The organism is Nonlabens sp. MB-3u-79 (assembly GCF_002831625.1).
Classification (GTDB): Bacteria; Bacteroidota; Bacteroidia; order Flavobacteriales; family Flavobacteriaceae; genus Nonlabens.
In genome coordinates this window covers 2,058,556-2,079,951 of sequence record NZ_CP025116.1, presented here as the reverse complement: position 1 = coordinate 2,079,951, position 21,396 = coordinate 2,058,556, and the positions used below count along the sequence as shown (strand labels likewise).

19 protein-coding genes and 1 pseudogene are annotated in these 21,396 nt (G+C 37.0%); 6 read left to right on the top strand and 14 right to left on the bottom strand.

The window, feature by feature from the left end; translation table 11 throughout:
* From CW736_RS09165 to rfbB, 5 genes and pseudogenes are all read right to left on the bottom strand, one after another.
* The gene (locus CW736_RS09165) at positions 1-1,275 is read right to left on the bottom strand and encodes a nucleotide sugar dehydrogenase (protein ID WP_101013662.1); all 1,275 of its coding nucleotides are present in this window, start codon (positions 1,273-1,275) and stop codon (positions 1-3) included.
* An 18-nt stretch (positions 1,276-1,293) separates the two neighbouring features.
* A complete protein-coding gene (locus tag CW736_RS09160) occupies positions 1,294-2,265 on the bottom strand; it encodes an SDR family oxidoreductase (protein WP_101013661.1) in 972 nt (323 codons plus the stop codon).
* 106 nt (positions 2,266-2,371) lie between these two features.
* A complete protein-coding gene (rfbA, locus tag CW736_RS09155; protein WP_101013660.1) occupies positions 2,372-3,259 on the bottom strand; it encodes a glucose-1-phosphate thymidylyltransferase RfbA in 888 nt (295 codons plus the stop codon).
* Positions 3,260-3,300: 41 nt separating this feature from the next.
* Positions 3,301-3,687 (bottom strand): annotated as a pseudogene (locus CW736_RS14275) (GxxExxY protein).
* A gap of 14 nt (positions 3,688-3,701) precedes the next feature.
* The gene (gene rfbB, locus CW736_RS09145) at positions 3,702-4,763 is read right to left on the bottom strand and encodes a dTDP-glucose 4,6-dehydratase (protein ID WP_101013659.1); all 1,062 of its coding nucleotides are present in this window, start codon (positions 4,761-4,763) and stop codon (positions 3,702-3,704) included.
* Positions 4,764-5,063: 300 nt separating this feature from the next.
* Between rfbB and CW736_RS09140 the strand changes: the two genes are divergently transcribed.
* Positions 5,064-6,359, top strand: coding sequence for an OmpA family protein (locus CW736_RS09140; protein ID WP_101013658.1), 1,296 nt, complete (start codon positions 5,064-5,066; stop codon positions 6,357-6,359).
* 954 nt (positions 6,360-7,313) lie between these two features.
* On the opposite strand, the gene CW736_RS09135 is transcribed toward CW736_RS09140, so the two are convergent.
* The 5 genes from CW736_RS09135 to CW736_RS09115 all read right to left on the bottom strand — a co-directional run bounded on the left by CW736_RS09135 (position 7,314) and on the right by CW736_RS09115 (position 15,213).
* Positions 7,314-9,368: a protein-disulfide reductase DsbD family protein gene (locus tag CW736_RS09135; protein ID WP_101013657.1), complete on the bottom strand. Its 2,055-nt coding sequence runs from the start codon at positions 9,366-9,368 to the stop codon at positions 7,314-7,316.
* Complete coding sequence (gene tilS / locus CW736_RS09130) at positions 9,365-10,693, bottom strand: tRNA lysidine(34) synthetase TilS (RefSeq protein WP_101013656.1); 1,329 nt, start codon at positions 10,691-10,693, stop codon at positions 9,365-9,367. The genes CW736_RS09135 and tilS overlap by 4 nt, the downstream gene beginning before the upstream one ends.
* Positions 10,694-10,702: 9 nt before the next feature.
* Positions 10,703-12,019: an anthranilate synthase component I family protein gene (locus CW736_RS09125; protein WP_101013655.1), complete on the bottom strand. Its 1,317-nt coding sequence runs from the start codon at positions 12,017-12,019 to the stop codon at positions 10,703-10,705.
* Between the two features lie 338 nt (positions 12,020-12,357).
* Entirely contained in the window at positions 12,358-13,758 is a 1,401-nt protein-coding gene (gene lpdA, locus CW736_RS09120; RefSeq protein WP_101013654.1) for a dihydrolipoyl dehydrogenase, read from the bottom strand.
* A 165-nt stretch (positions 13,759-13,923) separates the two neighbouring features.
* A complete protein-coding gene (locus tag CW736_RS09115; protein WP_101013653.1) occupies positions 13,924-15,213 on the bottom strand; it encodes an NAD(P)/FAD-dependent oxidoreductase in 1,290 nt (429 codons plus the stop codon).
* A gap of 280 nt (positions 15,214-15,493) precedes the next feature.
* Between CW736_RS09115 and CW736_RS09110 the strand changes: the two genes are divergently transcribed.
* Both CW736_RS09110 and CW736_RS09105 read left to right on the top strand, forming a co-directional pair.
* Positions 15,494-15,988, top strand: coding sequence for an RNA polymerase sigma factor (locus CW736_RS09110; protein WP_101013652.1), 495 nt, complete (start codon positions 15,494-15,496; stop codon positions 15,986-15,988).
* Positions 15,989-15,992: 4 nt separating this feature from the next.
* Positions 15,993-16,634 carry a hypothetical protein gene (locus CW736_RS09105; protein WP_101013651.1) on the top strand — a complete coding sequence of 214 codons (642 nt, stop codon included), beginning with the start codon at positions 15,993-15,995 and terminating at the stop codon, positions 16,632-16,634.
* A gap of 76 nt (positions 16,635-16,710) precedes the next feature.
* On the opposite strand, the gene CW736_RS09100 is transcribed toward CW736_RS09105, so the two are convergent.
* Positions 16,711-17,301, bottom strand: coding sequence for a porin family protein (locus tag CW736_RS09100; protein WP_101013650.1), 591 nt, complete (start codon positions 17,299-17,301; stop codon positions 16,711-16,713).
* Positions 17,302-17,467: 166 nt separating this feature from the next.
* On the opposite strand from CW736_RS09100, the gene CW736_RS09095 reads away from it, so the two are divergent.
* Positions 17,468-17,803, top strand: coding sequence for a hypothetical protein (locus CW736_RS09095; RefSeq protein ID WP_101013649.1), 336 nt, complete (start codon positions 17,468-17,470; stop codon positions 17,801-17,803).
* A gap of 4 nt (positions 17,804-17,807) precedes the next feature.
* Here the strand turns inward: CW736_RS09095 and CW736_RS09090 are convergent, their stop codons facing one another.
* Positions 17,808-18,962 (bottom strand): vWA domain-containing protein, encoded by a 1,155-nt coding sequence (locus tag CW736_RS09090; RefSeq protein ID WP_101013648.1) that lies wholly within the window; start codon positions 18,960-18,962, stop codon positions 17,808-17,810.
* Between the two features lie 203 nt (positions 18,963-19,165).
* Between CW736_RS09090 and CW736_RS09085 the strand changes: the two genes are divergently transcribed.
* Entirely contained in the window at positions 19,166-19,705 is a 540-nt protein-coding gene (locus CW736_RS09085; protein ID WP_101013647.1) for an inorganic diphosphatase, read from the top strand.
* 250 nt (positions 19,706-19,955) lie between these two features.
* Entirely contained in the window at positions 19,956-20,663 is a 708-nt protein-coding gene (locus CW736_RS09080; protein ID WP_101013646.1) for a hypothetical protein, read from the top strand.
* A gap of 5 nt (positions 20,664-20,668) precedes the next feature.
* Here CW736_RS09080 and CW736_RS09075 read toward each other — a convergent pair whose 3' ends face one another.
* Positions 20,669-20,869: a helix-turn-helix transcriptional regulator gene (locus CW736_RS09075; protein ID WP_198519313.1), complete on the bottom strand. Its 201-nt coding sequence runs from the start codon at positions 20,867-20,869 to the stop codon at positions 20,669-20,671.
* Positions 20,869-21,321: a hypothetical protein gene (locus CW736_RS09070; RefSeq protein ID WP_101013645.1), complete on the bottom strand. Its 453-nt coding sequence runs from the start codon at positions 21,319-21,321 to the stop codon at positions 20,869-20,871. The genes CW736_RS09075 and CW736_RS09070 overlap by 1 nt, the downstream gene beginning before the upstream one ends.
* Positions 21,322-21,396 lie beyond the last annotated feature (75 nt).

The window sequence follows — 21,396 nt, the reverse complement described above, 5'->3', positions numbered from 1 at the left end:
TTATAATTTTTTATCTGCACGAGATCCTAAAACGCCTTTTACATCGTAAATGACTCCTTTAGGCTCAAGTAAATTTTCTAAATTTAAACTTAAAAATTCTTTATGGGCTACGGCTAATATAATCGCACTGTATTTTTTATGAGGTAAGACTTTCGAGCACTCTAAACCGTATTCCTCTTGCACTTGCTCTGGGTCTGCATTAGGATCGTGAATATCTATTTGTAAACCAAAATCTTTTAAACTTGATACAACATCCACCACTTTGGTATTCCTTACATCAGGGCAGTTTTCTTTAAAGGTAATCCCCAAAATTAAAATTGATGCGTTTTTAAGAGCGATATCTCTTGACAACATGAGTTTTACGGTCTGACTGCCTACATACTCCCCCATACTGTCATTGACCCTTCTACCGGCTAAAATGATCTCTGGGTTATAACCTACTTGTTGTGCTTTTTGCGCCAAATAATAAGGATCTACTCCTATACAGTGCCCTCCAACCAATCCAGGTTGGAATTTTATAAAATTCCATTTGGTACTTGCTGCTTCTAGTACCGCTTGCGTATCAATGTCTAATAGATTAAAGATTTTAGCCAACTCGTTTACAAAAGCAATATTGATGTCTCTTTGAGCATTTTCAATAACCTTTGCTGCTTCAGCCACTTTAATACTAGGCGCAAGATGAGTACCTGCTTCTATTACCGATGCGTACAACTTATCGATAACCATCCCAACTTCAGGCGTGCTGCCTGAAGTTACTTTTAAAATATGTTCTATTCTGTGTAATTTATCTCCAGGATTGATGCGTTCTGGAGAATAGCCAGCAAAAAAGTCTTTATTGAACTTTAAGCCGCTTTGCTTTTCAAGAATAGGAACACATACTTCTTCTGTGGCTCCAGGATATACCGTAGATTCATAAATAACAATATCATCCTTTTTGAGATACTTACCAAGGGTCTTACTGGCTTGAATCAGAGCGGTTAGGTCTGGTTGATTTTTAGAATCGACCGGAGTAGGAACTGTCACTATATAAATAGTTGCTGTTTCTAACTCCTCAAAATCAAACGAGCAGTACAAACCAATTGTATTTGAATTTTCAGATTTTAGAACAGACTTTAATAAATCTTCTTCTACCTCTAAGGTTTTGTCTATTCCTTTTTGTAAATGAGCTATTCTGCTTCGATTGATATCTAAGCCCAGAACGCTATATTTTGTAGCAAAAAGTCTTGCCAATGGCAATCCCACATACCCTAAACCTATAACTGCTATTTTTTTCATCTTCTTTTGCATTGCGACTTACAAGTTATCTTGGTACCACTTGATCGACTCTCTTAAACCGTCTTGTAAACTGTATTGAGGATCATAGCCTATAATATTTTTAGCTTTTTGAATAGATGCCAAGGAGTGAGGTACATCACCTTCTCGATTTGATCCATAGCTAATTTTCACATTTTGTATGCTTTTTGTGGAGCGACTCAACAGCTCTTTTAATGTTTGAACTAAACCTGAAATTGTAGTTCGCTCACCAAAAGCAATATTTAAAACACAATTATTGGATTCTTCATGCGTAGACAACATAGCCAACTCGTTTGCTTGTATCACATTATCTATATAGGTAAAGTCTCTTGAATAGGTTCCATCTCCGTTGATCACTGGAGACTTCATACTCATAAGTTGAGCAATAAATTTAGGAATTACTGCTGCATAAGCACCATTGGGATCTTGCCTTCTACCGAATACATTAAAATACCGTAAACCAATGCTTTTTAACCCGTAAGTTTTATAAAAAACGTCTGCGTACAATTCATTTACATATTTTGTTATCGCATATGGGGATAGTGGCTTCCCAATTTCATCTTCTACTTTAGGTAAAGCTTTTGAGTCTCCATAAGTAGAGGAACTAGCAGCATAGACCAATTTATCCACCTTTTCATTCTTACAAGCGGTTAGGATATTTAAAAAACCGCTGATATTCACTTCATTGGTCGTAATCGGATCTTTGATGGATCTAGGGACACTCCCTAAGGCTGCCTGATGCAGTACATAACGACAACCTTTTACCGCTTTGATACAAACCCCCAAATCCCTGATATCTCCTTCAATAAATTGAAAATTGGATTTCTCTTTTAATTGTTGAATATTCTTGGGGTGACCTGTGGAAAAATTATCTAATCCTACAACATCATATTCCTTTCCCACAAAATAATCAGCTAAGTTGCTACCTATAAATCCTGCGGCGCCGGTGATAAGTATTTTGTCTTGTGTCAATTTTCTAGTGGTGTTTTAGTCTGTTATTTCTACTAAAAGTAAGTGGCAAATGTAATAAGAATCTTCTTATTGTAACGGTCATAGCAGTACAACAACTATAAAAAAATTAATTAATTTTTCCCTTTTTAAGAACCACTTCTTTAATGTAATCGTAGTAATCTCCCTTTAAGTGTTCGACTCTGCTATAAAGATCTTCACTAGTAATTCTTTTTTGAGTCAGGGCAATCTCTTCTAAACAAGCTATTTTAAGACCTGTCCTTTTTTCTACCGCTTTTACAAATTCTGTAGCTTCGGTAAGTGCCTCATGCGTCCCGGTATCCAACCATGCAAAGCCGCGACTGAGTATTTGCATTTCTAAACTTTTATTCTCTAAATAATATTGATTAACCGCAGTGATCTCCAACTCACCTCTCTTAGACGGCTTTAATCCTTTTGCCACCTCTATAACAGAATTAGGATAAAAATAAAGACCTACCACAGCATAGTTAGACGCCGGTTTTGTAGGCTTCTCTTCAATTCCACTGAGCTTACCTGCAGTATCAAAAGTCGCAACACCATAACGCTCTGGGTCTTTTACATAGTTGCCAAATACAACAGCCACATTTTTTGAAGTAACTTTATGTACGGCGCGTTCCAATAACTCAGAAAATCCAGCGCCATAAAAAATATTATCTCCTAATACCAAAGCTACTGCATCATCCCCTATAAATGCTTCACCGAGAATAAATGCTTGTGCGAGACCGTCTGGGCTCGGCTGTTCTTTATAAGTGATAGAAATACCAAATTTACCTCCATCACCGAGTAAGCGTTCAAAATTAGGAAGGTCATTTGGGGTAGATATCAATAGCACCTCAGTAATACCCGCTTCCATTAATACCGACAACGGATAATAAACCATAGGTTTATCATAAATAGGCAAGAGTTGTTTGCTTACCGCTAAGGTTAACGGATGCAATCTGGTTCCTGAGCCCCCAGCTAAAATTATTCCTTTCATTTTTTTAAAGATTTTCGCGAATTAAAGCAGATTTGCACGGATTATTTGGTATTTATAAATCTTTTCCAAGTTAAACTTGATTGTCCAAAGTTAACCAATAAACCTAATTTATAATTAGTGGATTTAAGATAGTTTATAGTTTGAGCTTCCGTGTCTTTATGTAAAAATAAGGCTGCTTTGATTTCAATAATTATTTTATTAAAACAGATAAAGTCAGCTATAAAATATTTTTTTTAAGGAACATTATTATAATAAACTTGAAGTTTTCTCTTACTGTCAAATTCTATTTCCTGATTTTTAAACTCTTTCTCTAGAGCTTCATGATAAACAGATTCTAGAAAACCCGCACCTAAAGCAGTATGGACTTTCATACATGCTCCAATAATTCTGAAACTTTCTTCTTTGTATAAAATATTCTCGAAATCCATTTGTGAAATTCGGTTTAATTTGTGTTAATTAGAGAATACTGTAAATCATAATACTCCTGATACTTCCCTGAAGTCAGATTATTTAACCAGGCTTCATTTTCTAAATACCATGCTATTGTTTTTTCTAAGCCTTCGTCAAAAGTAAGAGAAGGCTTCCATCCCAACTCTCGCTCTATTTTTGAGGCATCAATGGCATACCTCACATCATGACCCGGTCTATCTTTAACAAAGGTGATCAATTTTTCACTTTCTCCTGCAGATCTGCCTAAATGAACATCCATTTTGGCGCAAAGCAACTTAATCAGGTCTATATTCTTCCATTCATTATGCCCGCCTATATTATAGGTCTCTCCATTTTTACCTTTATGAAAAACAGTATCTATAGCTTTAGCGTGATCTTGAACAAACAACCAGTCTCTGGTATAATTTCCGTCTCCATATACAGGTAATGGTTGAAAATTGATAATGTTATTAATAAAGAGGGGAATTAATTTCTCAGGAAACTGAAAGGATCCATAATTGTTGGAGCAGTTAGAGATCACAAAAGGTAATCCATAAGTTTCTCCATAAGCTCTTACAAAATGATCTGAACTTGCTTTGGAAGCAGAATAGGGTGAATTAGGATCGTAAGAAGTGTTTTCTGTAAAAAGCCCTGTTGCTCCAAGAGTTCCATAGACTTCGTCTGTACTGATATGGTAAAAAAGACCCTTTTGAAAATCACTGTGCTTTTTATAGGACTCTAATAAATTTAAAGTTCCTAAAATATTAGTCTTTGCAAAAAGTAATGGATCTTTGATGGATCGATCTACATGGGACTCTGCCGCTAAGTGAATAACACTATCAAAATTATAAAGTTTAAATAACTTGTCTAAACCGGTTGCATCTGTGATATCGGCTTTCAGAAAATTGTAATTAGAGGCCTGTTCCACATCTTTAAGATTCTCCAAATTACCTGCATAGGTAAGCGCATCTAAATTGTATATTTCGTAATTAGGATATGCCGTGACAAATAATCGAACCACATGTGATCCTATAAAACCAGCACCGCCAGTGATTAATATCTTTTTTCTGTTCATTAAGGTTGGATTTTAAGCTCGCTTTCGCGAAAGCGAGATAAAAAAGTTCTCTACAAAGTTAAAAAGAAAAAAAACTACAAGGGCAATCTTTAAAATATTTACTTAAATCAAATTCGCAAAAAAGCAATTTCATTACTAACATATTGATCTTCAAAACATAGAAATTTATAAAAACGATGAAGCCGTAAAATCAATCTTCCAAGAAAAAGAACAACTATTTAAAAAAATTAAGCGGTTTAATAGCTATTAAACTTAAGAATATATTTATATATTTGCATTTGAAAGCAAGTTAAAAATATTATGAAAAAATTATTTACCCTTACAATACTGATCTGTGGTTTACTATCAGTAGCGCAAACAGAAGATACTACATCTTCAGAAACAAGTGAAAACGCAACATTCAAAAGATGGGCAATAGACGTAGGTGCTGGTGTTCAAAAACCTACTAGACCTTTCGTTGACGGTTATGTAAGCACACCAGATTTATGGCAAGCAGACTTAGGTGTCCGTTATATGTTCACTAGAAGTTTTGGAGTTGGTTTGGAATTCGGTTACAACAGCATACAAAGTGATTCCGATTCTCCAGTAGATTTCGAATCTGATTATTACAGAGTTGGTTTAGAAGGAATCGTAAATTTAGGTGACTTTGTCAACTTAAAAAGTGCATCTTCTAGATTTGGTATTCTTGGACATGGAGGTATAGGTGTAGGATTTCTTACTTCAAATAATCGCTCCTTATCAGATAACACAGATCACCACTTGAACTTTACAGCAGGTCTTACTCCTCAATACAGAGTGACTAATAGCATTGCTATCTTTACAGATTTAACGATTATAGGTACTACTCGTAATGATTACGGATGGGATGGAGCTCAACTAGGTACTGATGTTAGAGGATTTGAAGGATTAATGATCAACGCATCTGTTGGTCTTACTTTCTACCTTGGAGAAGGAACTGACCCAGCTGATTTTGCTAAAGACCCAATGGAAGCTAAAGTAGATGATATCGCTGCTCAAATGGAAAAAATGGCTGCTGAAAATGCTGATGATGATCAAGATGGTGTACCTAATTACTTAGACAGAGACAATACTACAGAAAGTGGTGTTCGTGTTGACAGTAAAGGTCGTGCTATTGACATGAATAAAAACGGTATTCCAGACGATATGGAAAGCTCTTTAAATTCTCGTTACGCAAGCCAGTCTGATATCCAAACTGCTATCAACGGTGCTGATGGTGCTAACCAAAACTTAATCAAGCAATTGATCAACGAAGGTTATGTAAATGTTTACTTTAGATTTAATAGTACTAAACCTACTACTTATTCTTTAGGAGCTATCAACACTATCGTTCAGTACATGAAAGACAATCCAAGTGCAAGTGCAACTCTTACAGGTTTTGCAGATGAAATAGGAAGCCCTGAATACAACAAAACATTATCTGAGCGTCGTGCTAAGATGGTTAGTGATGTACTTACCGCTGCTGGAATTGACGCAAGTCGCTTAGCTCAGAATGGTGACGGTGAAGATGCTTCTGTTGACAAGAACAGTGCTGATGCTAGACAATTAGTAAGAAGAGTTACTTTTAGAATTAACTAATCTTTCCCTAACATAATATTAAAAAGGGTCGCTAGCGCGACCCTTTTTTTTTGCCCTATTTCCAATATCCAGTTTTCAGTAGGCAGGTTCCATTCCATTAGGCAGTGGGCAGTAGGCAGGTTGATTTGCTCGCAAATTGGAGTAGGCAATATTTTATAATTATAACTTTGGAAATTATTTTCCACACTTGATGCGGAATCCCTTGCAGTTCCCGATATTTTTAAGGAGAGTTTTCCCCTTTCTTACATCCGACGAGTGCAACGAGAGGAATGCATTAGGTCGGACCTGTGCTGAACTTGTCGAAGTAAGGACAAAGTGGCTATAAAAGGAAGAGCAAAGCGATTCAAAACTATTTTCCCCTTTCTTGCATCCGACGAGTGCAACGAGAGGAATGCATTAGGTCCTACCTGTGCTGAGCTTATCGAAGTAAGGACAAAGTGGCCATAAAAGGAAGAGCAAAGCGATTCAAAACTATTTTCCCTTTCTTGCATCCGACGAGTGCAACGAGAGGAATGCATTAGGTCCGCCCTGTGCTGAACTTGTCGAAGTAAGAACAAAGGGGCCATAAAAGGAAGAGCAAAGCGATTCAAAACTATTTTCCCCTTCTTGCATCCGACGAGTGCAACGAGAGGAATGCATTAGGTCCGCCCTGTGCTGAGCTTGTCGAAGTAAGGACAATGGGGCCAACTGGAATCCGTCTCAGTTTACATTCACAGTAGGCAGTATTTTATAATTGTAGCTTTTGGAATTATTTTCCGCACTTGATGCGGAATCCCTTGCAGTTCCCGAGAGTTTTAAGGAGAGTCCCCCCCTTCTTCCTTTCAACAAATAAGCAGTATCAAAGCTGCCATAGCATAGGCTTGTTTTATAATCTTGTATGGAGCTCTAAATTAGGAGCAACAAAAAAACCGATTCCTATTAGAATCGGTTTTTGCTATTCTGTAATTAAATGAACTATTCTTCCAAGCCCTTTCTCAACCAAGCTTCGTAAAGGTCCACTTCTGGAGTATAAGCGATAGGTAGACCTATATCGTTTCCATATTTATCTTTGATTACATAAAAAGGCTGGGCAGCCACTTTATAATTATTTTTCTGAAACTCCATCCATTTATCTCCAATGGTGCGCACTTTCTTTCCAGTCACTTCTGAAATGTATTGTTGCTCTTTAGGAAGTTTGTTTTTATCATCTACATAAAGCGAAATCAATACAAAATCGTTTTTCAGCATATTGAGGATCGCAGGCTCACTCCACACTCGTTCTTCCATCTTGCGACAGTTCACACAAGCCCAACCCGTAAAGTCTACCAGAATAGGCTTATTCACTTCCTTAGCATATGCCAGCCCTTCTTCATAATCATGAAAAGCTATGATGTCATGAACGGCTAGATGTGCTCCTTCTGGTATATCTAGGTTGGTATCTAACTTGGTATACCCTACTCCGTATGGTGCTTCAGCATAATTTAATGGTGGTGGAAACCCAGAAATGATTTTCAAGGGCGCACCCCATAGACCAGGGATCATATAAATGGTAAAACTCAATACGACCAATCCTAACAACAACCTTCCTACTGATATACTGGAGTCAGGGCCGTCGTGTGGCATTCTAATTTTACCAAAAAGATATAAGGCCAGTCCACCAAAAATAGCAATCCATATAGTCAAAAATACCTCACGCTCTATATAATGCGTTTGAAAAACTAAATCTGCAGCCGATAAAAATTTGAAAGCCAAAGCCAATTCTAAAAACCCTAAAACCACCTTTACTGTATTTAACCAACCACCAGATTTCGGTAGTGAGTTCAACCAGCCAGGGAAAATGGCAAACAATGCAAATGGCAAAGCTATAGCTAGTGAGAAACCAAACATTCCAATCACTGGTGCTAGTCCACCTTTAGATGCGGCTTCCACAATAAGTGATCCTACTATAGGCCCGGTGCAGGAAAAAGAAACAATCGCAAGAGCTAGTGCCATAAAAAAGATACCTGCGATACCGCCTTTATTGGCTTTTTCATCTGCTTTGTTAGCCCAAGATTGAGGTAATGTGATTTCAAATGCGCCCAAAAATGAAGCTGCAAAAACTACTAATATCAGGAAAAATGCCACGTTAAAATACACATTGGTACTGAGCTGGTTCAAGGATTCAGAACCAAAAATAGCAGTAACAACAGTACCTAGAAGGACATAAATAACAATAATAAAAACGCCGTAGAGTATCGCATTAGAAATACCTTTTGCCTTGTTTTTACTCTGCTTAGTAAAAAAGCTTACCGTAAGGGGTATCATAGGAAAAACACAAGGAGTGAGAAGTGCCGCAAATCCCGAAATAAAGGCGACAATAAAAATAGTCCAAAGACTGCGGTCTTTTTTATCTTCTTTTTCTTCTAATTCTTGATCAATTTTTTTTTTTCCGTCCTGCTCTTTTTGAGCTCCTTTTTTCTCGTGAGCGTCCTTAACTTGAAAAGAGGAAACTTCTGGAGCCATAGATAGCATAGGATCCTTTTCTTCATCCAGATACTTTTCAATGATGCCAGCAGCAGTTGGTGAAACGGCTGCATTTGGGTCTAACTTAAACGTAAGTGGGACTCCTTTAGGACGTAAACACCTTTCTTCATCACAAGTCATAAAAAATACTTCGGCAATGATGTATTTTAACTCGGTATCAAGGACTTTTATTTTTTGTTTAAAAACAGCTGCGTCAGAGAACTGGTATACATTAAACTCCCATACGGAGGAGTATTCTGCATAAGAACCGGTTTCCTCATTAATCCCTAGCAATTCTATTTGATCTTCTACACCGTAAAAACTCAAGGTGGTAGGCACTGGCCCACTATTTTCTGGAGATGTAGTTTGTGAATACAAATGCCATCCCGGTTCTATAACAGCAGTAGTCGTCAACTCATACTCTTTATCTGATAATTTTTTAACCTCCGTAGACCAAGTAGTAGGGTCTTGCTGAGCGGTTAATTGTAAGGCAATCAATGCTGTTAAAGCAAATAGAAGCTTTCTCATAAGTCTGAGGTTATTTCAATTATAGATTTTGTTATACTTGTAATTTTGTGGTGCTTGCTAGCTCTTATGCCTACCAGCCATAATATAGTGCTACCACTTGCCAATACTAATGCTTTTTCCCGTTCTAAAGAAGGGATTTTGCAATCAGTTAATAGATCGCTTATCAATTTACTCCCCTTCATCCCGTATGGCTGCATGCGATCCCCATGTTGCCAGTTTCTCAAAACAAAAGGATATTCTAATCCTGCTGCATCAAGTAAAATTTTATTACTGGAATTAGCCGATTTCACATACTTCAATGGGTCATCTTCTCGTATGTTTTTAAACTCTAGTTGGTATCCATCTAACTTTAGCCTTTCGATCGATTGGTCAATTTCCATATAAATAGGATTCCAATCTGCCTGCTTACTTAAAACCAACACTTCTCTATCCTTCGTTAGTCTTCTGCTGCCTGATGGAATACTTTTACCATGCTCAGCATCCAGTAGTTCTAACGCGTCAGGGAGGTTAAAGTTGTACTCTTTTAGAAGTTCAAAGAGATAAGCTTCTGGCTTTAGAGTTGCTTTTAATTTCTCGATAGAGATTTCTAGGTTGCCATGGTTTATTTTTGTTCCGCTTTCGCGAAAGCGTGCCACCTCAACATCTAATAATAATTCAGAACCCTCCAGGTAATTCAACGTATTGGAAAAATTAGCTTTCAAATGCGGTAACGCCTCATGAAGCAAGGGAATCACCTCATGCCGCAGTCGATTGCGCAGGTATTTAGTCTTGCTATTGCTGCTGTCTTCACGCCAATCGATATTGTTTTCTAAAGCAAAATCACTGATCTGACTGCTGTTAAAAATCAACAAAGGCCTCGCAATAATCCCATTGCGCTCCCTAATTCCAGTCAACCCGTGAAGTCCGGCACCACGGCCTAAATTGATCAAAAAAGTTTCTAATTGATCGTCTAGGTGATGGGCTACAAGCACTTGTTTGATATGATGCTTAGCCGCTATGTTATCAAAAGCTTGGTACCTCAAATCTCGAGCAGCCATTTGAATAGAAACACCTCTAGACTGTGCTATTTTCTCCGTTTCAAATGACTCTATATAAAGCTTACAACCCAATTGCTTTGCGAGACCTTCCACAAAGACCTGATCTGCATCACTTTCTGCTCCTCTTAAATTAAAATTACAGTGTATCAAGTCAAATTTAACACCCAATTGATGAAGTAAATGGGCCAAAACAGTACTGTCTTTGCCTCCACTTATCGCGATCGCTATGGGAACCGAAAAGAGCTCAGGGAATTGAGTGCTGATATGATTTTTAAATGCTGTTAGCATAGTGCAAATTTAATCAAAGCGAATGCCTTGAAGTGCGAGTACTTCAATTAATGCTCTAGCTTTAAGAAAACACTCCTCGTATTCTTTTTCAGGAATGGCTGCTGCGGTAAGGGCACTACCTACAGAAAAAGAAAGCGTATTTCGATCTTCATTGAATAAGATCGTACGTATCACTACATTAAAATCAAAGTCGTTTTGTGGTGTAAAGTAGCCTATAGCACCGCTGTACAAACCTCTTTTAAAAGATTCATTTTTTTCAATAATCTCCATAGCACTTATTTTAGGTGCTCCGGTCATGCTCCCCATGGGAAAGGTAGTCTTGATTGCATCAATAACCGTATATTTTTGATCCAACTCTGCCATGACTGTGCTGATCATTTGGTGTACCTGCTTGAAGGTATATATTCCAAAAAGTTCCTCCACCGCAACACTTCCTTTTACGGCTGTTTTAGAAAGGTCATTTCTCACTAAGTCAACGATCATCACATTTTCAGATCGTTCTTTAGGGTCGTTAAAAAGCGCCTCTTTAAGAGATTCATCTTCTGTTAAGTCGGTAGATCTTTTTGCAGTGCCTTTGATAGGCTGCGATATCAATTGGTTTCCAGTCTTTTTCAAATAACGCTCTGGACTAGCACTAATAGCATAATAAGAACCCAGCCTCGCATAAACAGCAAATGGCGGCTCACTGATGCTATTCAAATCATAAAAGGCCTTTTGCGTATCCAACACCACATCTTGAGCATAAAATTGTGTGCAAAAATTAGCTTCATAAATATCGCCTCTGTGAATATGATCGAGAACTTTTTGTGCTTTTTGTAGGTAGGCTTCTTTAGAGTCTTTGGCTTTTAGGACGACCTCTTGAGCAACTGTTTTTGGATCAGAAAAAGAATGTTCTTGTATTTTTTGGATCAACTTCTCTGCATCATTCTGTGAAGTAATGAAGGAATGAAGCTTTACTTCCTTGTCTGAAATTTCAAACACCAATTCTGGAACAAAAAAGCATAAATCTGGAAAGTCCAAGAGATCTTGATGCGTGCTCTCTAGGTTTTCCAACTCGTTCTTAAGATCGTAACCTAAAAAGCCAAACATCCAGTCTGGATGAGCTGTTCTAAAAGCGGCCAACTGCTCTACTGCAGTGCCGCTTTTACATGTTATACGATCTATAGCTCCTACTCCTATTAAGGTGGCATATGAATCATATTTTAAACTGCCATGATTGCTCTCTAAATACACCAGATGGTTTTCATCCTTATAAAACGACAGTAATTTCTTCTTAAAACCTGCAGAATGGAGTAATGGAAACTGATGAAGTTGTCTTTGTTTCATGTCGAACAAAGATACTACCATTTAATATACCTATCTTAAAAACGGGACTCTAAACAACCTCTTATAAAAACAGAAATACTATGAGCCCAGAGAATTGGTGAAAAGTAAAAAAGGCTAGGTATAGTACCGCTTTCGCGAAAGCGAAATGACAATAATTAACAGGCGTGATCTTGATATATTAGCTGCATTACTTAGCAACTAAAAGTCGTTGTAAATGACAAAGTTAAAAGGAAATATTTCTAACATCAGGTAGTTGGGCTCCAACAGGAATCCAATTTATATAATAAAAAAGCCGACTCATAAATGAATCGGCTTGAACTATAGTAATTTAACGTGTATTAAACGTGTAGCGCTCTGTCAGCTGTTGCAGCAAGAGCTGCTTCTTTAACCGCCTCGGCATAAGTAGGGTGTGCGTGAGACATTCTTGCAATATCTTCTGCACTAGCTCTAAATTCCATAGCAGTAACAGCTTCAGCAATAAGGTCTGCAGCTCTAGCTCCTATGATATGAACTCCTAGAACCTCATCAGTTGTTTTGTCGGCTAGAATTTTTACTAGGCCATCGGTATCTCCAGAGGCACGAGATCTACCCAATGCCTTCATAGGGAAGGACCCTGCTTTGTATTCTATTCCAGCTTCTTTTAATTCTTCTTCTGTTTTACCTACACTAGCTACCTCTGGCCAGGTGTAAATGACATTAGGGATCAAATTGTAATTGATATGTGGTTTTTGACCAGCTATTGTTTCTGCAACAAAAACACCTTCTTCCTCTGCTTTATGGGCAAGCATGGCACCACGGACTACATCTCCTATCGCATAAATATTAGAAACGTTGGTCTGTAAATGTTCATTTACATCTACTTGTCCGCGTTCATTGATCTTAACACCTGCTGCAGTGGCATTTAATTTATCTGTGTAAGGACGTCTTCCAACAGAAACGAGACAATAATCTCCTTCAAAGCTTACTTCTTCTCCTTTTTTATTTTTGGCAGTTACCTTAACGATATCGCCATTGCGTTCTACCTTGTTGACTCCATGAGACAAGTGGAATTTTATCCCTAGCTTTTTAAGAACTTTCATCAGTTCTTTAGAAAGAACTTTATCCATTATAGGAGTGATGCGATCAGCATATTCAATAACAGTAACCTCAGCCCCTAATCTTTTATACACTTGTCCTAATTCAAGTCCTATCACTCCACCGCCTATTACGACCATGTGTTTAGGGATTTCTTTTAAGGAAAGTGCTTCTGTAGAAGTAATTACTCTTTCTTTATCTACTTTAATAAATGGAAGTGTACCTGGCTTTGAACCCGTTGCAATAATGGTGTTCTTTGCTTCAATCGTTTGTGATTTCTCACCGTCTATTTTAATGTGTGTGGCATCTACAAAAGATCCCATACCAGTAAAGACATCGATCTCGTTCTTTTTCATCAAATATTGCACCCCATCGCATGTAGTATCTACCACTTGCTTTTTACGAGCGATCATTTTTTCAAAATTGATCTTTATTTCTCCTGGAATCTCAATCCCATGATCTTCAAAATGCTTCATAGCATCGTCGTAGTGATGAGAAGAATCTAAAAGTGCTTTGGAAGGAATACAACCTACGTTAAGACAAGTCCCACCTAAGGTGTTGTACTTTTCTATAAGGGCAGTTTTCATACCTAGTTGTGCACAGCGTATTGCGGCTACATAGCCACCAGGTCCAGAACCTATTACTGCAACATCATACTTACTCATAAGGGTTGGTTTTATTTTATAATAAAGTCTTGTAATCAATTAAACACGAAGCTTATTTGATACTACAAAGGTACTAAAGGAAGACTTATTTATATATTATTTAAAGCATAATTGTACTATGCAAGTCTTATCATCTAGCCTACTGCTTTTCTTGATAAACTATTTCTATTTATCAGAAAACTCTTTCTTTTGGTAAGGCCGTATAATCAATCGTGCTGCTCTATCAAAATTGAAGTAGTTATAGACCCAATTTAGAAATACAATTAACCTGTTTCTCACTCCTACTAAGAAATACAAGTGTACGGCCAGCCAAATAATCCAGGCTAGAAAACCACCTAACGTAAATGATTTTACATCGGCGACTGCTTTGTTTCTTCCTATGGTCGCCATACTACCTTTATCAAAATAAGAAAATGTCTTAAGTGGCTGATCGTGAAGTATGCGTTTAAAATTCTTGACGAGCAATTTGCCTTGTTGGATAGCTGGTTGTGCCACTTGAGGGTGTCCCTGTGGAAATTCAGGTGTTTTCATTAAAGCAATATCACCAATGGCAAAAATATTTTCGTACCCTTCTACCCTATTCATACGATCTACCAGAAAGCGCTGGGATTTTTGATCGACACTTTGCTCCCGAATCCCTTCTATAGGATTTCCAATAACTCCAGCACTCCATATAAAAGTGAGTGCTTTAATTTTTAAATCTGTATTAGTTAAAACTGTTTCTTCATTATAGCTTTTCACCATAACATTAAGATGGATGTTTACTCCTAGCTCTTTCAAGTATTTTTCGGCTTTTTGAGAGGCCTTCTCGCTCATACTTGCAAGAACTCGACTGGTACCATCTAACAAATGAATTTCCATATGTTCTGGATTCAGATCTGGATAATCATTAGCGAGCACTCCTTTTTTAAATTCGGCAAAGGCTCCTGCTAACTCCACTCCAGTAGGTCCAGCTCCAGAAAGTACGATACGCATAAGCTTCTTTTGTTCTTCTGCATCGTTGGTCAGTGTCGCCTTCTCTAGATTTTGAAGCATATAACTTCTTATGTTGAGCGCTTGAGGAACACTTTTCATTTGTAAAGAAGTTTCTTCTAGTACTTTATTGCCAAAAAAATTGGTCTTAGTTCCTGTCGCAATGACCAAGTAATCAAAAGTGACCTCTCCTATGGAGGTTTTAAGTGTTTTCATGACCGGCTCTACAGACTCTACTTCAGCAAGCCGAAATATAAAATTAGTGCCGTCATTGACCAGCCCTCTTAATGGAAAAGCTATAGAATCAGGCTCTAGACCACTAGTCGCCACTTGATACATCAACGGCTGGAAATTATGGTAATTATGATGATCTATAAGTACGACTTGAAAATTTTGTTTGGTTAGCTTTCGCGAAAGCGTCACTCCTCCGAAACCGCCGCCCACAACAATAACTCGTGGGAAATCTGAATGCGGTATATTCATGTTTTTATATTTCAACAAATATAATTTTTAAGAGCTGGTTTATCGAGCGATTAACAATCTTTTCATACTGTAGAGCCAACTTAGTGTTTTGATTTTTTATGATGTATTTCAGTGGTTCAACTTATTAAAACACCACACTTAAGCAGGGCTGCACTTGAATAATCTGTTGCGATGTACTAAACATTTAACTGCTCAAACTGATCAACATATGAAATCCTTCCAGTGAAGTGTAACGTTTCTAAAAAACAGTGGACCTATCTAACAACCATACCATCAAAAAGTGAGTAAGAAACTCGAAAAAGAATTTGTTAAACAGCTCGATGAGAATCAGAATATAGTGCATAAAATATGCCGCCTATATACTAATGATCAGCATGCACATAACGACCTTTTTCAAGAAGTGACCGTACAATTATGGCGTGCTTACCCCAAATTTAGAGGAGACGCTAAATTCAGTACTTGGATGTATCGAGTAGCTTTAAACACTGCGATTACACTCTATAGAAAATCTACAAGAAGGGTAAAAACTCAAGATTATGAGTCGGTACAATTTAAGATTGAAGACCGTCGCGAGGACGATCCACAAATGGAGCAGCTTACATTGCTTTACGGAGCGGTAAAACAATTAAACGATATAGAAAAAGCATTGGTTTTTCTATATCTTGAAGATAAAAATTACAGAGAAATAGCGGAAACCATGGGGATCTCTGAAGTAAATGCTAGAGTGAAGATGAACAGGATAAAAACAAAATTAACTAACATAATTAATCCATAAAATCATGGATCAACTAGATATATTAAAACAAAACTGGCGGTCACAAACTGATAACTCGCCTCGATTTACTAAAGATCAACTCACTGGATTGCTTGCGAGAAAATCTTCAGGAATAGTGAAATGGCTGTTTATCATTGCCATGATAGAATTTGCTGTGTTTATTGTGTTGGGTCTTGTATCCCACTTTGCAAATCAAGAAACCAATGTGATTGAAATGATGGGAGGACCTTTTTATTACGGTTCTACAATTTTCCATTACTTAATCATTATCATTTTTATATATTTATTCTATTCCAATTATAAGAACATCTCTACCTCACAACCTACCCAAAGTCTTATGAATAATATTCTAAAGACGAGACGCACCATGAAATGGTACATCTGGTACAACTTGATTTATATGATGCTGGTAGGAATGATAGCTACGGCTGTGGTGATTCCTAAAGACCCCAACGTTACTAAACTTCTAGCATCTCCTAAAATGGCAGGTAATGAGACCATGTTCTACCTCATGGCGTTAGGAGCTTCCTTTGTTGCATTCTTGATTATTTGTGTGATTATGTATTTGATCTATCAATTGATCTATGGTATTTTACTGCGCAAATTGAAACGTAATTACAATGAATTGAAGAGAATGGAAGTTTAAACATCTCTTGAAAGAGCAAAAAAAAATGCGGCCTCTGGCCGCATTTTTTTTAAAACATCATCAGTTAATAATCTTCTTAGAACTTATAACCTACTGATAAGTGAACGCTTCCTGGAAGCTGGTTTCTGTTTACACCATCAGTTTCATTGTCTAATATGTCAGAAAAACCGTAAGTAAAAGTTCCTTTAAAATATAAGTTGTATTCTTTTAAATCATAACCTAATCCTGCAGTACCTGCAAAGTTAGTATTGACAGTGTCTTCAATCTCCACAGCGTCCCCGTCACCTATAGATTGTTCTCCTTTAAGTAAAAAGCCTATTTGTGGACCGAAGTGAATACTAAAATTCTTGTAAGCATAGTATTTGAATTGTAGTGGCACATTGATGTATTGTAATTTTACATCTGTAGATGTTCCTGCTGCATTATCAAATTCTTCTCCTTCTACAGAATACAACAAACTAGCCTCATAAGACCATTTTTCAGCAAATGCTAATTCGGCAACTCCACCTAAATGGAAGCCTAATCTATTGTTTTCAAAACCATCCCCACCTAGGTTATCGATTTTTGAAAAGTTCACACCACCTATAACTCCATAAGAAAGATCTTGGGCTACTGTAGTAAAGGTTGCAAGAAATAAAGCAACTAAAGAAAGGTAAATAGTTTTCATTGTTTTTGTTTTTGGTAAGCATGTCAAATATATAAAAATGCTTTTGTAAATCTTCCTATTCTTAAAAGAGAAATTATGAAGTCCCTTTTTACTAAAAATACCCTATACAGGGTATTTTTAGTAAGAGTAGAAAATTATAAATTTAACTACTATAAATTCAAATGATATGAAACGTTTTGTCTTTTTCTTAAGTTTTATCTTTATAAGCATCAACTTACACTCTTGTGCCGAAATGGCTGCGGGATTGAGTAATTTCAATCAAGCTAATGGATCTCAATGTCGTGTCATCGTATGTGATTCTGAATTATATCACGATGGCGAGTACAAAGATGCTGTCCTTATTAGAAATAGCAAGGGTAATGATATCACTTCTAAAGAAAGAAGCTGGGTTAAATCTCAACAAGAAAGGTATTTAAATTACTCTTTTGGCATCTATTACGCAACCTCACCTTATTCTAACGGTGAATATCGCTTTACCAATTACTGTGAATCGTATTACTAAAAAATTACTTTAGTCGTTTTTTTCTATTCGCTTCATAATCGCTAAAAATCATCTCGCCCAATCCTTGCAGTCCAGTAAAAAATGCTTTTCCTTGATTAGCTTCTGTAAACTGATCTATAAAACGTTGCAAGTAAGGATCATTTGCAATCATAAAGGTAGTAATAGGAATATGCAATCTTCTCGCTTGTGCAGCCATGGTGTAGCATTTCTCTACAATGTATTCATCCAGACCATTAGAGTTTTTATAATACGTACCATCTTTTAATCGCAAGCAACTGGGCTTGCCGTCCGTTATCATAAAGATCTGTTTGTTGGTATTGCGTTTTCTTCTCAAGATATCCATAGCTAGTTGTAAACCTGCAACAGTATTGGTGTGATAAGGACCTACCTTAAGATAAGGTAAATCTGCAATATTTATAGGCCAGGAATCATTACCAAAAACGATGATGTCTAAGGTGTCTTTTGGGTAACGAGTGGTTATCAATTCTGCCAGTGCCATCGCTACCTTTTTTGCTGGTGTGATGCGGTCTTCTCCATAAAGAATCATGGAATGAGAGATATCGATCATCAATACCGTACTCATCTGTGCTTTAAATTGAGAGTCTTCAACTACGAGGTCATCTTCGGTAAGGTTGAAATTACCCATCCCGTGATTGACCTGTGCGTTGCGCAAACTCTCTGTCATGGAAATACTATCCAGTCCATCACCAAATCTATAAGGTCTGTAATCGCCGCTGTGCTCATCCCCTTGACCTAATTTACCTGTTTTATGGTTACCGCTATTTCCTTTGCGCATGTTACCAAAAATTTGATCTAGCGCATGTTTGCGCAGCAACTGCTCTGTTTTTGCAGTTATAGAAAAACGTCCCGGTCTATCTCCATCGCCTTCTTCTCCTCCTTCTTTATTCTCATCATTTGGATCAAACTCTTCTTTGATATAACCCCGCGCTTTCAAGTCTTCTATAAAGTCGTCTACCGTATATTCTGCTGTGGTAAGCTTGTATTCTTTATCTAATTCTCTTAGCCATTCTATCGCCTCATCAAAGTCTCCAGAAGTATGCGTGATCAATTCTTTGAAGATATCAAAGAGCTTCTCAAAAGGATCCTTTTCTTTCGGATTAAAAAATTCAAACTTAAAACCTAATCTTTCTTGCGCCATAGTCTAAAAATAATCGACAAAAAGGGAAACCGAAGTATTCTGTTATGCATTTAACATTGGTTTATGCTTAAAAAGAGGTGTCGCAACCGTTATCGTAACTTTAAACAGGATAAATAAGGTGAGTTTACCATAAGTTAATGCTGTTTCGCTTTCGCGAAAGCCGAATACATCCTATTTTTGCAGCCGCTTAAAAAAACAATACAATGACTAAACACGCTTGGCACGACGTAAGTTATGGAGCAGATGCACCAGGACATGTAACAGGAATTATAGAGATCCCAAAAAATACAAGAGCAAAATACGAGTTGGATAAAGAATCTGGAATGCTAATTCTAGATCGTGTGATCTACTCTTCTATGTACTATCCTACCAACTATGGTTTTATTCCACAAACCTATTGTGATGATGACGACCCTCTAGACATCTTAGTTCTTTCTCAAATCGAGATTGTACCAATGTGTCTTGTTAGAGCTAAAGTGATAGGTGTTATGCAAATGCTAGACGGTGGTGAAATGGATGACAAGATCATAGCTGTTGCTGCAAATGATATGTCTGTTGCTCATTTTAATGACGTAAGTGAGCTTCCAGAGTTTTGGAAAAAAGAAATGCGTAATTTCTTCCAAGATTATAAGAAACTAGAAAACAAAACCGTAGAAGTAGAAGAGTTTCAAGGTCGTGAAAAAGCATTGCAAATTGTAAATCAATCTATTGAAGATTATAAAGTAAAGTTTGGTACCAAATAATTAGGTAGCCCTACTCCAAAAAGAAACCCCTTAAAATCTGCGATTTTAAGGGGTTTCTTTTTTGCAGCGACTGCTTTTCAAATCAAATTCATTTGTAGCAACCTCGGCGGTATATAAACAGGTTGTCCTACCATAGAATTTGGCTCTAGACATATAATTATTAAAATATAATTGATCCAACTCGATCTAGAATATTCCATAACGATCCTATAAGTTTATCTTTGACCCCAATCTATAAATTTCCAACACTTTGAAAAAAATATTTCACTTTTTATTAAAAGGTATTTTAGCTCTTGTGGCCTTCCTTCTTGTCACCTTTATAGTTTTAAAACTGGTATATAACGACGATATTCCTAAAGGAATTCCAGGAAAACCAGCAGATGAAATGGCTTTTAAAATATTGGATGCCATTCATCACAAAGAATTTACTCAGGCTAAGGAAATCCACTGGACCTTTAGAGGTGTGAATCGCTATGAATGGAAACTTCAACAAAATATGGTAGATGTCTATTGGGATGATTATCGAGTTTCTTACCAGACGCAATATCCTAAAATAAGTTTTGCTTTTAAAAAGGGAAAACGAATAGAAGGAGAAGAAAAACAAGAGGCTATCGATTATGCAGCATTCAATTTTAATAATGATAGTTTTTGGGTGGTGGCACCTCATAAAATATTTGATATAGGCACCACTAGAGAGCTAGTTGAGGAAAATGGTCGACAAAAACTCCTAGTAAAATACAATTCTGGAGGTACTACTCCTGGAGATACTTACTTATGGGAAGTGGATGAGAATTACCAACCCATTGCTTTTAAAATGTGGGTGAGTATTATTCCATTTGATGGAATAGAAGCAAAATGGTCCAATTGGGAGATGACAGCTGGCGGATTTCCGCTTTCGCGAAAGCGTACCCTATTCGGAATAGAAATCCCAGTTACAGATTTGAAGGTAATTCCTTAATCCCGCTAATCTTTTTCGTCCAGCTCAAAAATATCTTCTACCGCGACTTTAAATAAACGCGCAATTTTTAAAGCCAGCACGGTAGAAGGAACATATCTATTTTTCTCAATGGAATTGATGGTTTGTCTAGAAACGCCTATGGCCTGAGAAAGATCTGCTTGTGTCATTTTATGAATGGCGCGTTGCACATGGACCGTGTTTTTCATTACAACTGTCTTTTAAAAATCTGAAAATACATCAAGTAATAAAACAAGAAAGAAGACATGATAAAAAAGACACTTTGATCTTGCTCCCATTCTAAAGGCAATCTACCCGCTAGAGCATCTAAAAACATCGCTGCAAGAGGCATGAGTAATATCATTGCCGTTCCTAATACAAAAGCAAAGGCAAAGGCGCGATAGCGCAACTTATTGATGCGCTCATCTTCATTTTTATCTTTGGCAATAACTACTATAAATAAACCGATCAACACGACATGCATAAACAGCTGCTTATAAAATGCTGCTTGTGAAATATCAACTATTTTAATTGATAAAAGTGCTGCTACAGCAGTGATGGCGATTATAGATCCTATCCATTTAAACTTATAAGAAATAAGTGGAAAAGCGCCGCCTTTCTTTTCAAATTCGCAAAACTTTTTTAAAACAGAACTTTTCATAACGTAAAGTATTTTTATTATAATGACAAATATACTTTACTTTTAGGAAAGTAAGCTTGTTTTATTGAATTATTT

Bases quoted from the DNA above. Each gene is read 5' to 3' on its own strand.
- CW736_RS09140 (WP_101013658.1), top strand. From the start codon at position 5,064: ATGAAAAAATTATTTACCCTTACAATACTGATCTGTGGTTTACTATCA.
- CW736_RS09100 (WP_101013650.1), bottom strand. From the start codon at position 17,301: ATGAAAACTATTTACCTTTCTTTAGTTGCTTTATTTCTTGCAACCTTT.
- CW736_RS09070 (WP_101013645.1), bottom strand. From the start codon at position 21,321: ATGAAAAGTTCTGTTTTAAAAAAGTTTTGCGAATTTGAAAAGAAAGGC.
- CW736_RS09165 (WP_101013662.1), bottom strand. From the start codon at position 1,275: ATGAAAAAAATAGCAGTTATAGGTTTAGGGTATGTGGGATTGCCATTG.
- lpdA (WP_101013654.1), bottom strand. From the start codon at position 13,758: ATGAGTAAGTATGATGTTGCAGTAATAGGTTCTGGACCTGGTGGCTAT.
- rfbB (WP_101013659.1), bottom strand. From the start codon at position 4,763: ATGAACAGAAAAAAGATATTAATCACTGGCGGTGCTGGTTTTATAGGA.
- CW736_RS09135 (WP_101013657.1), bottom strand. From the start codon at position 9,368: ATGAGAAAGCTTCTATTTGCTTTAACAGCATTGATTGCCTTACAATTA.
- rfbA (WP_101013660.1), bottom strand. From the start codon at position 3,259: ATGAAAGGAATAATTTTAGCTGGGGGCTCAGGAACCAGATTGCATCCG.
- CW736_RS09105 (WP_101013651.1), top strand. From the start codon at position 15,993: ATGGATCAACTAGATATATTAAAACAAAACTGGCGGTCACAAACTGAT.
- CW736_RS09095 (WP_101013649.1), top strand. From the start codon at position 17,468: ATGAAACGTTTTGTCTTTTTCTTAAGTTTTATCTTTATAAGCATCAAC.
- CW736_RS09090 (WP_101013648.1), bottom strand. From the start codon at position 18,962: ATGGCGCAAGAAAGATTAGGTTTTAAGTTTGAATTTTTTAATCCGAAA.
- CW736_RS09125 (WP_101013655.1), bottom strand. From the start codon at position 12,019: ATGAAACAAAGACAACTTCATCAGTTTCCATTACTCCATTCTGCAGGT.
- CW736_RS09075 (WP_198519313.1), bottom strand. From the start codon at position 20,869: ATGAAAAACACGGTCCATGTGCAACGCGCCATTCATAAAATGACACAA.
- CW736_RS09085 (WP_101013647.1), top strand. From the start codon at position 19,166: ATGACTAAACACGCTTGGCACGACGTAAGTTATGGAGCAGATGCACCA.
- CW736_RS09115 (WP_101013653.1), bottom strand. From the start codon at position 15,213: ATGAATATACCGCATTCAGATTTCCCACGAGTTATTGTTGTGGGCGGC.
- tilS (WP_101013656.1), bottom strand. From the start codon at position 10,693: ATGCTAACAGCATTTAAAAATCATATCAGCACTCAATTCCCTGAGCTC.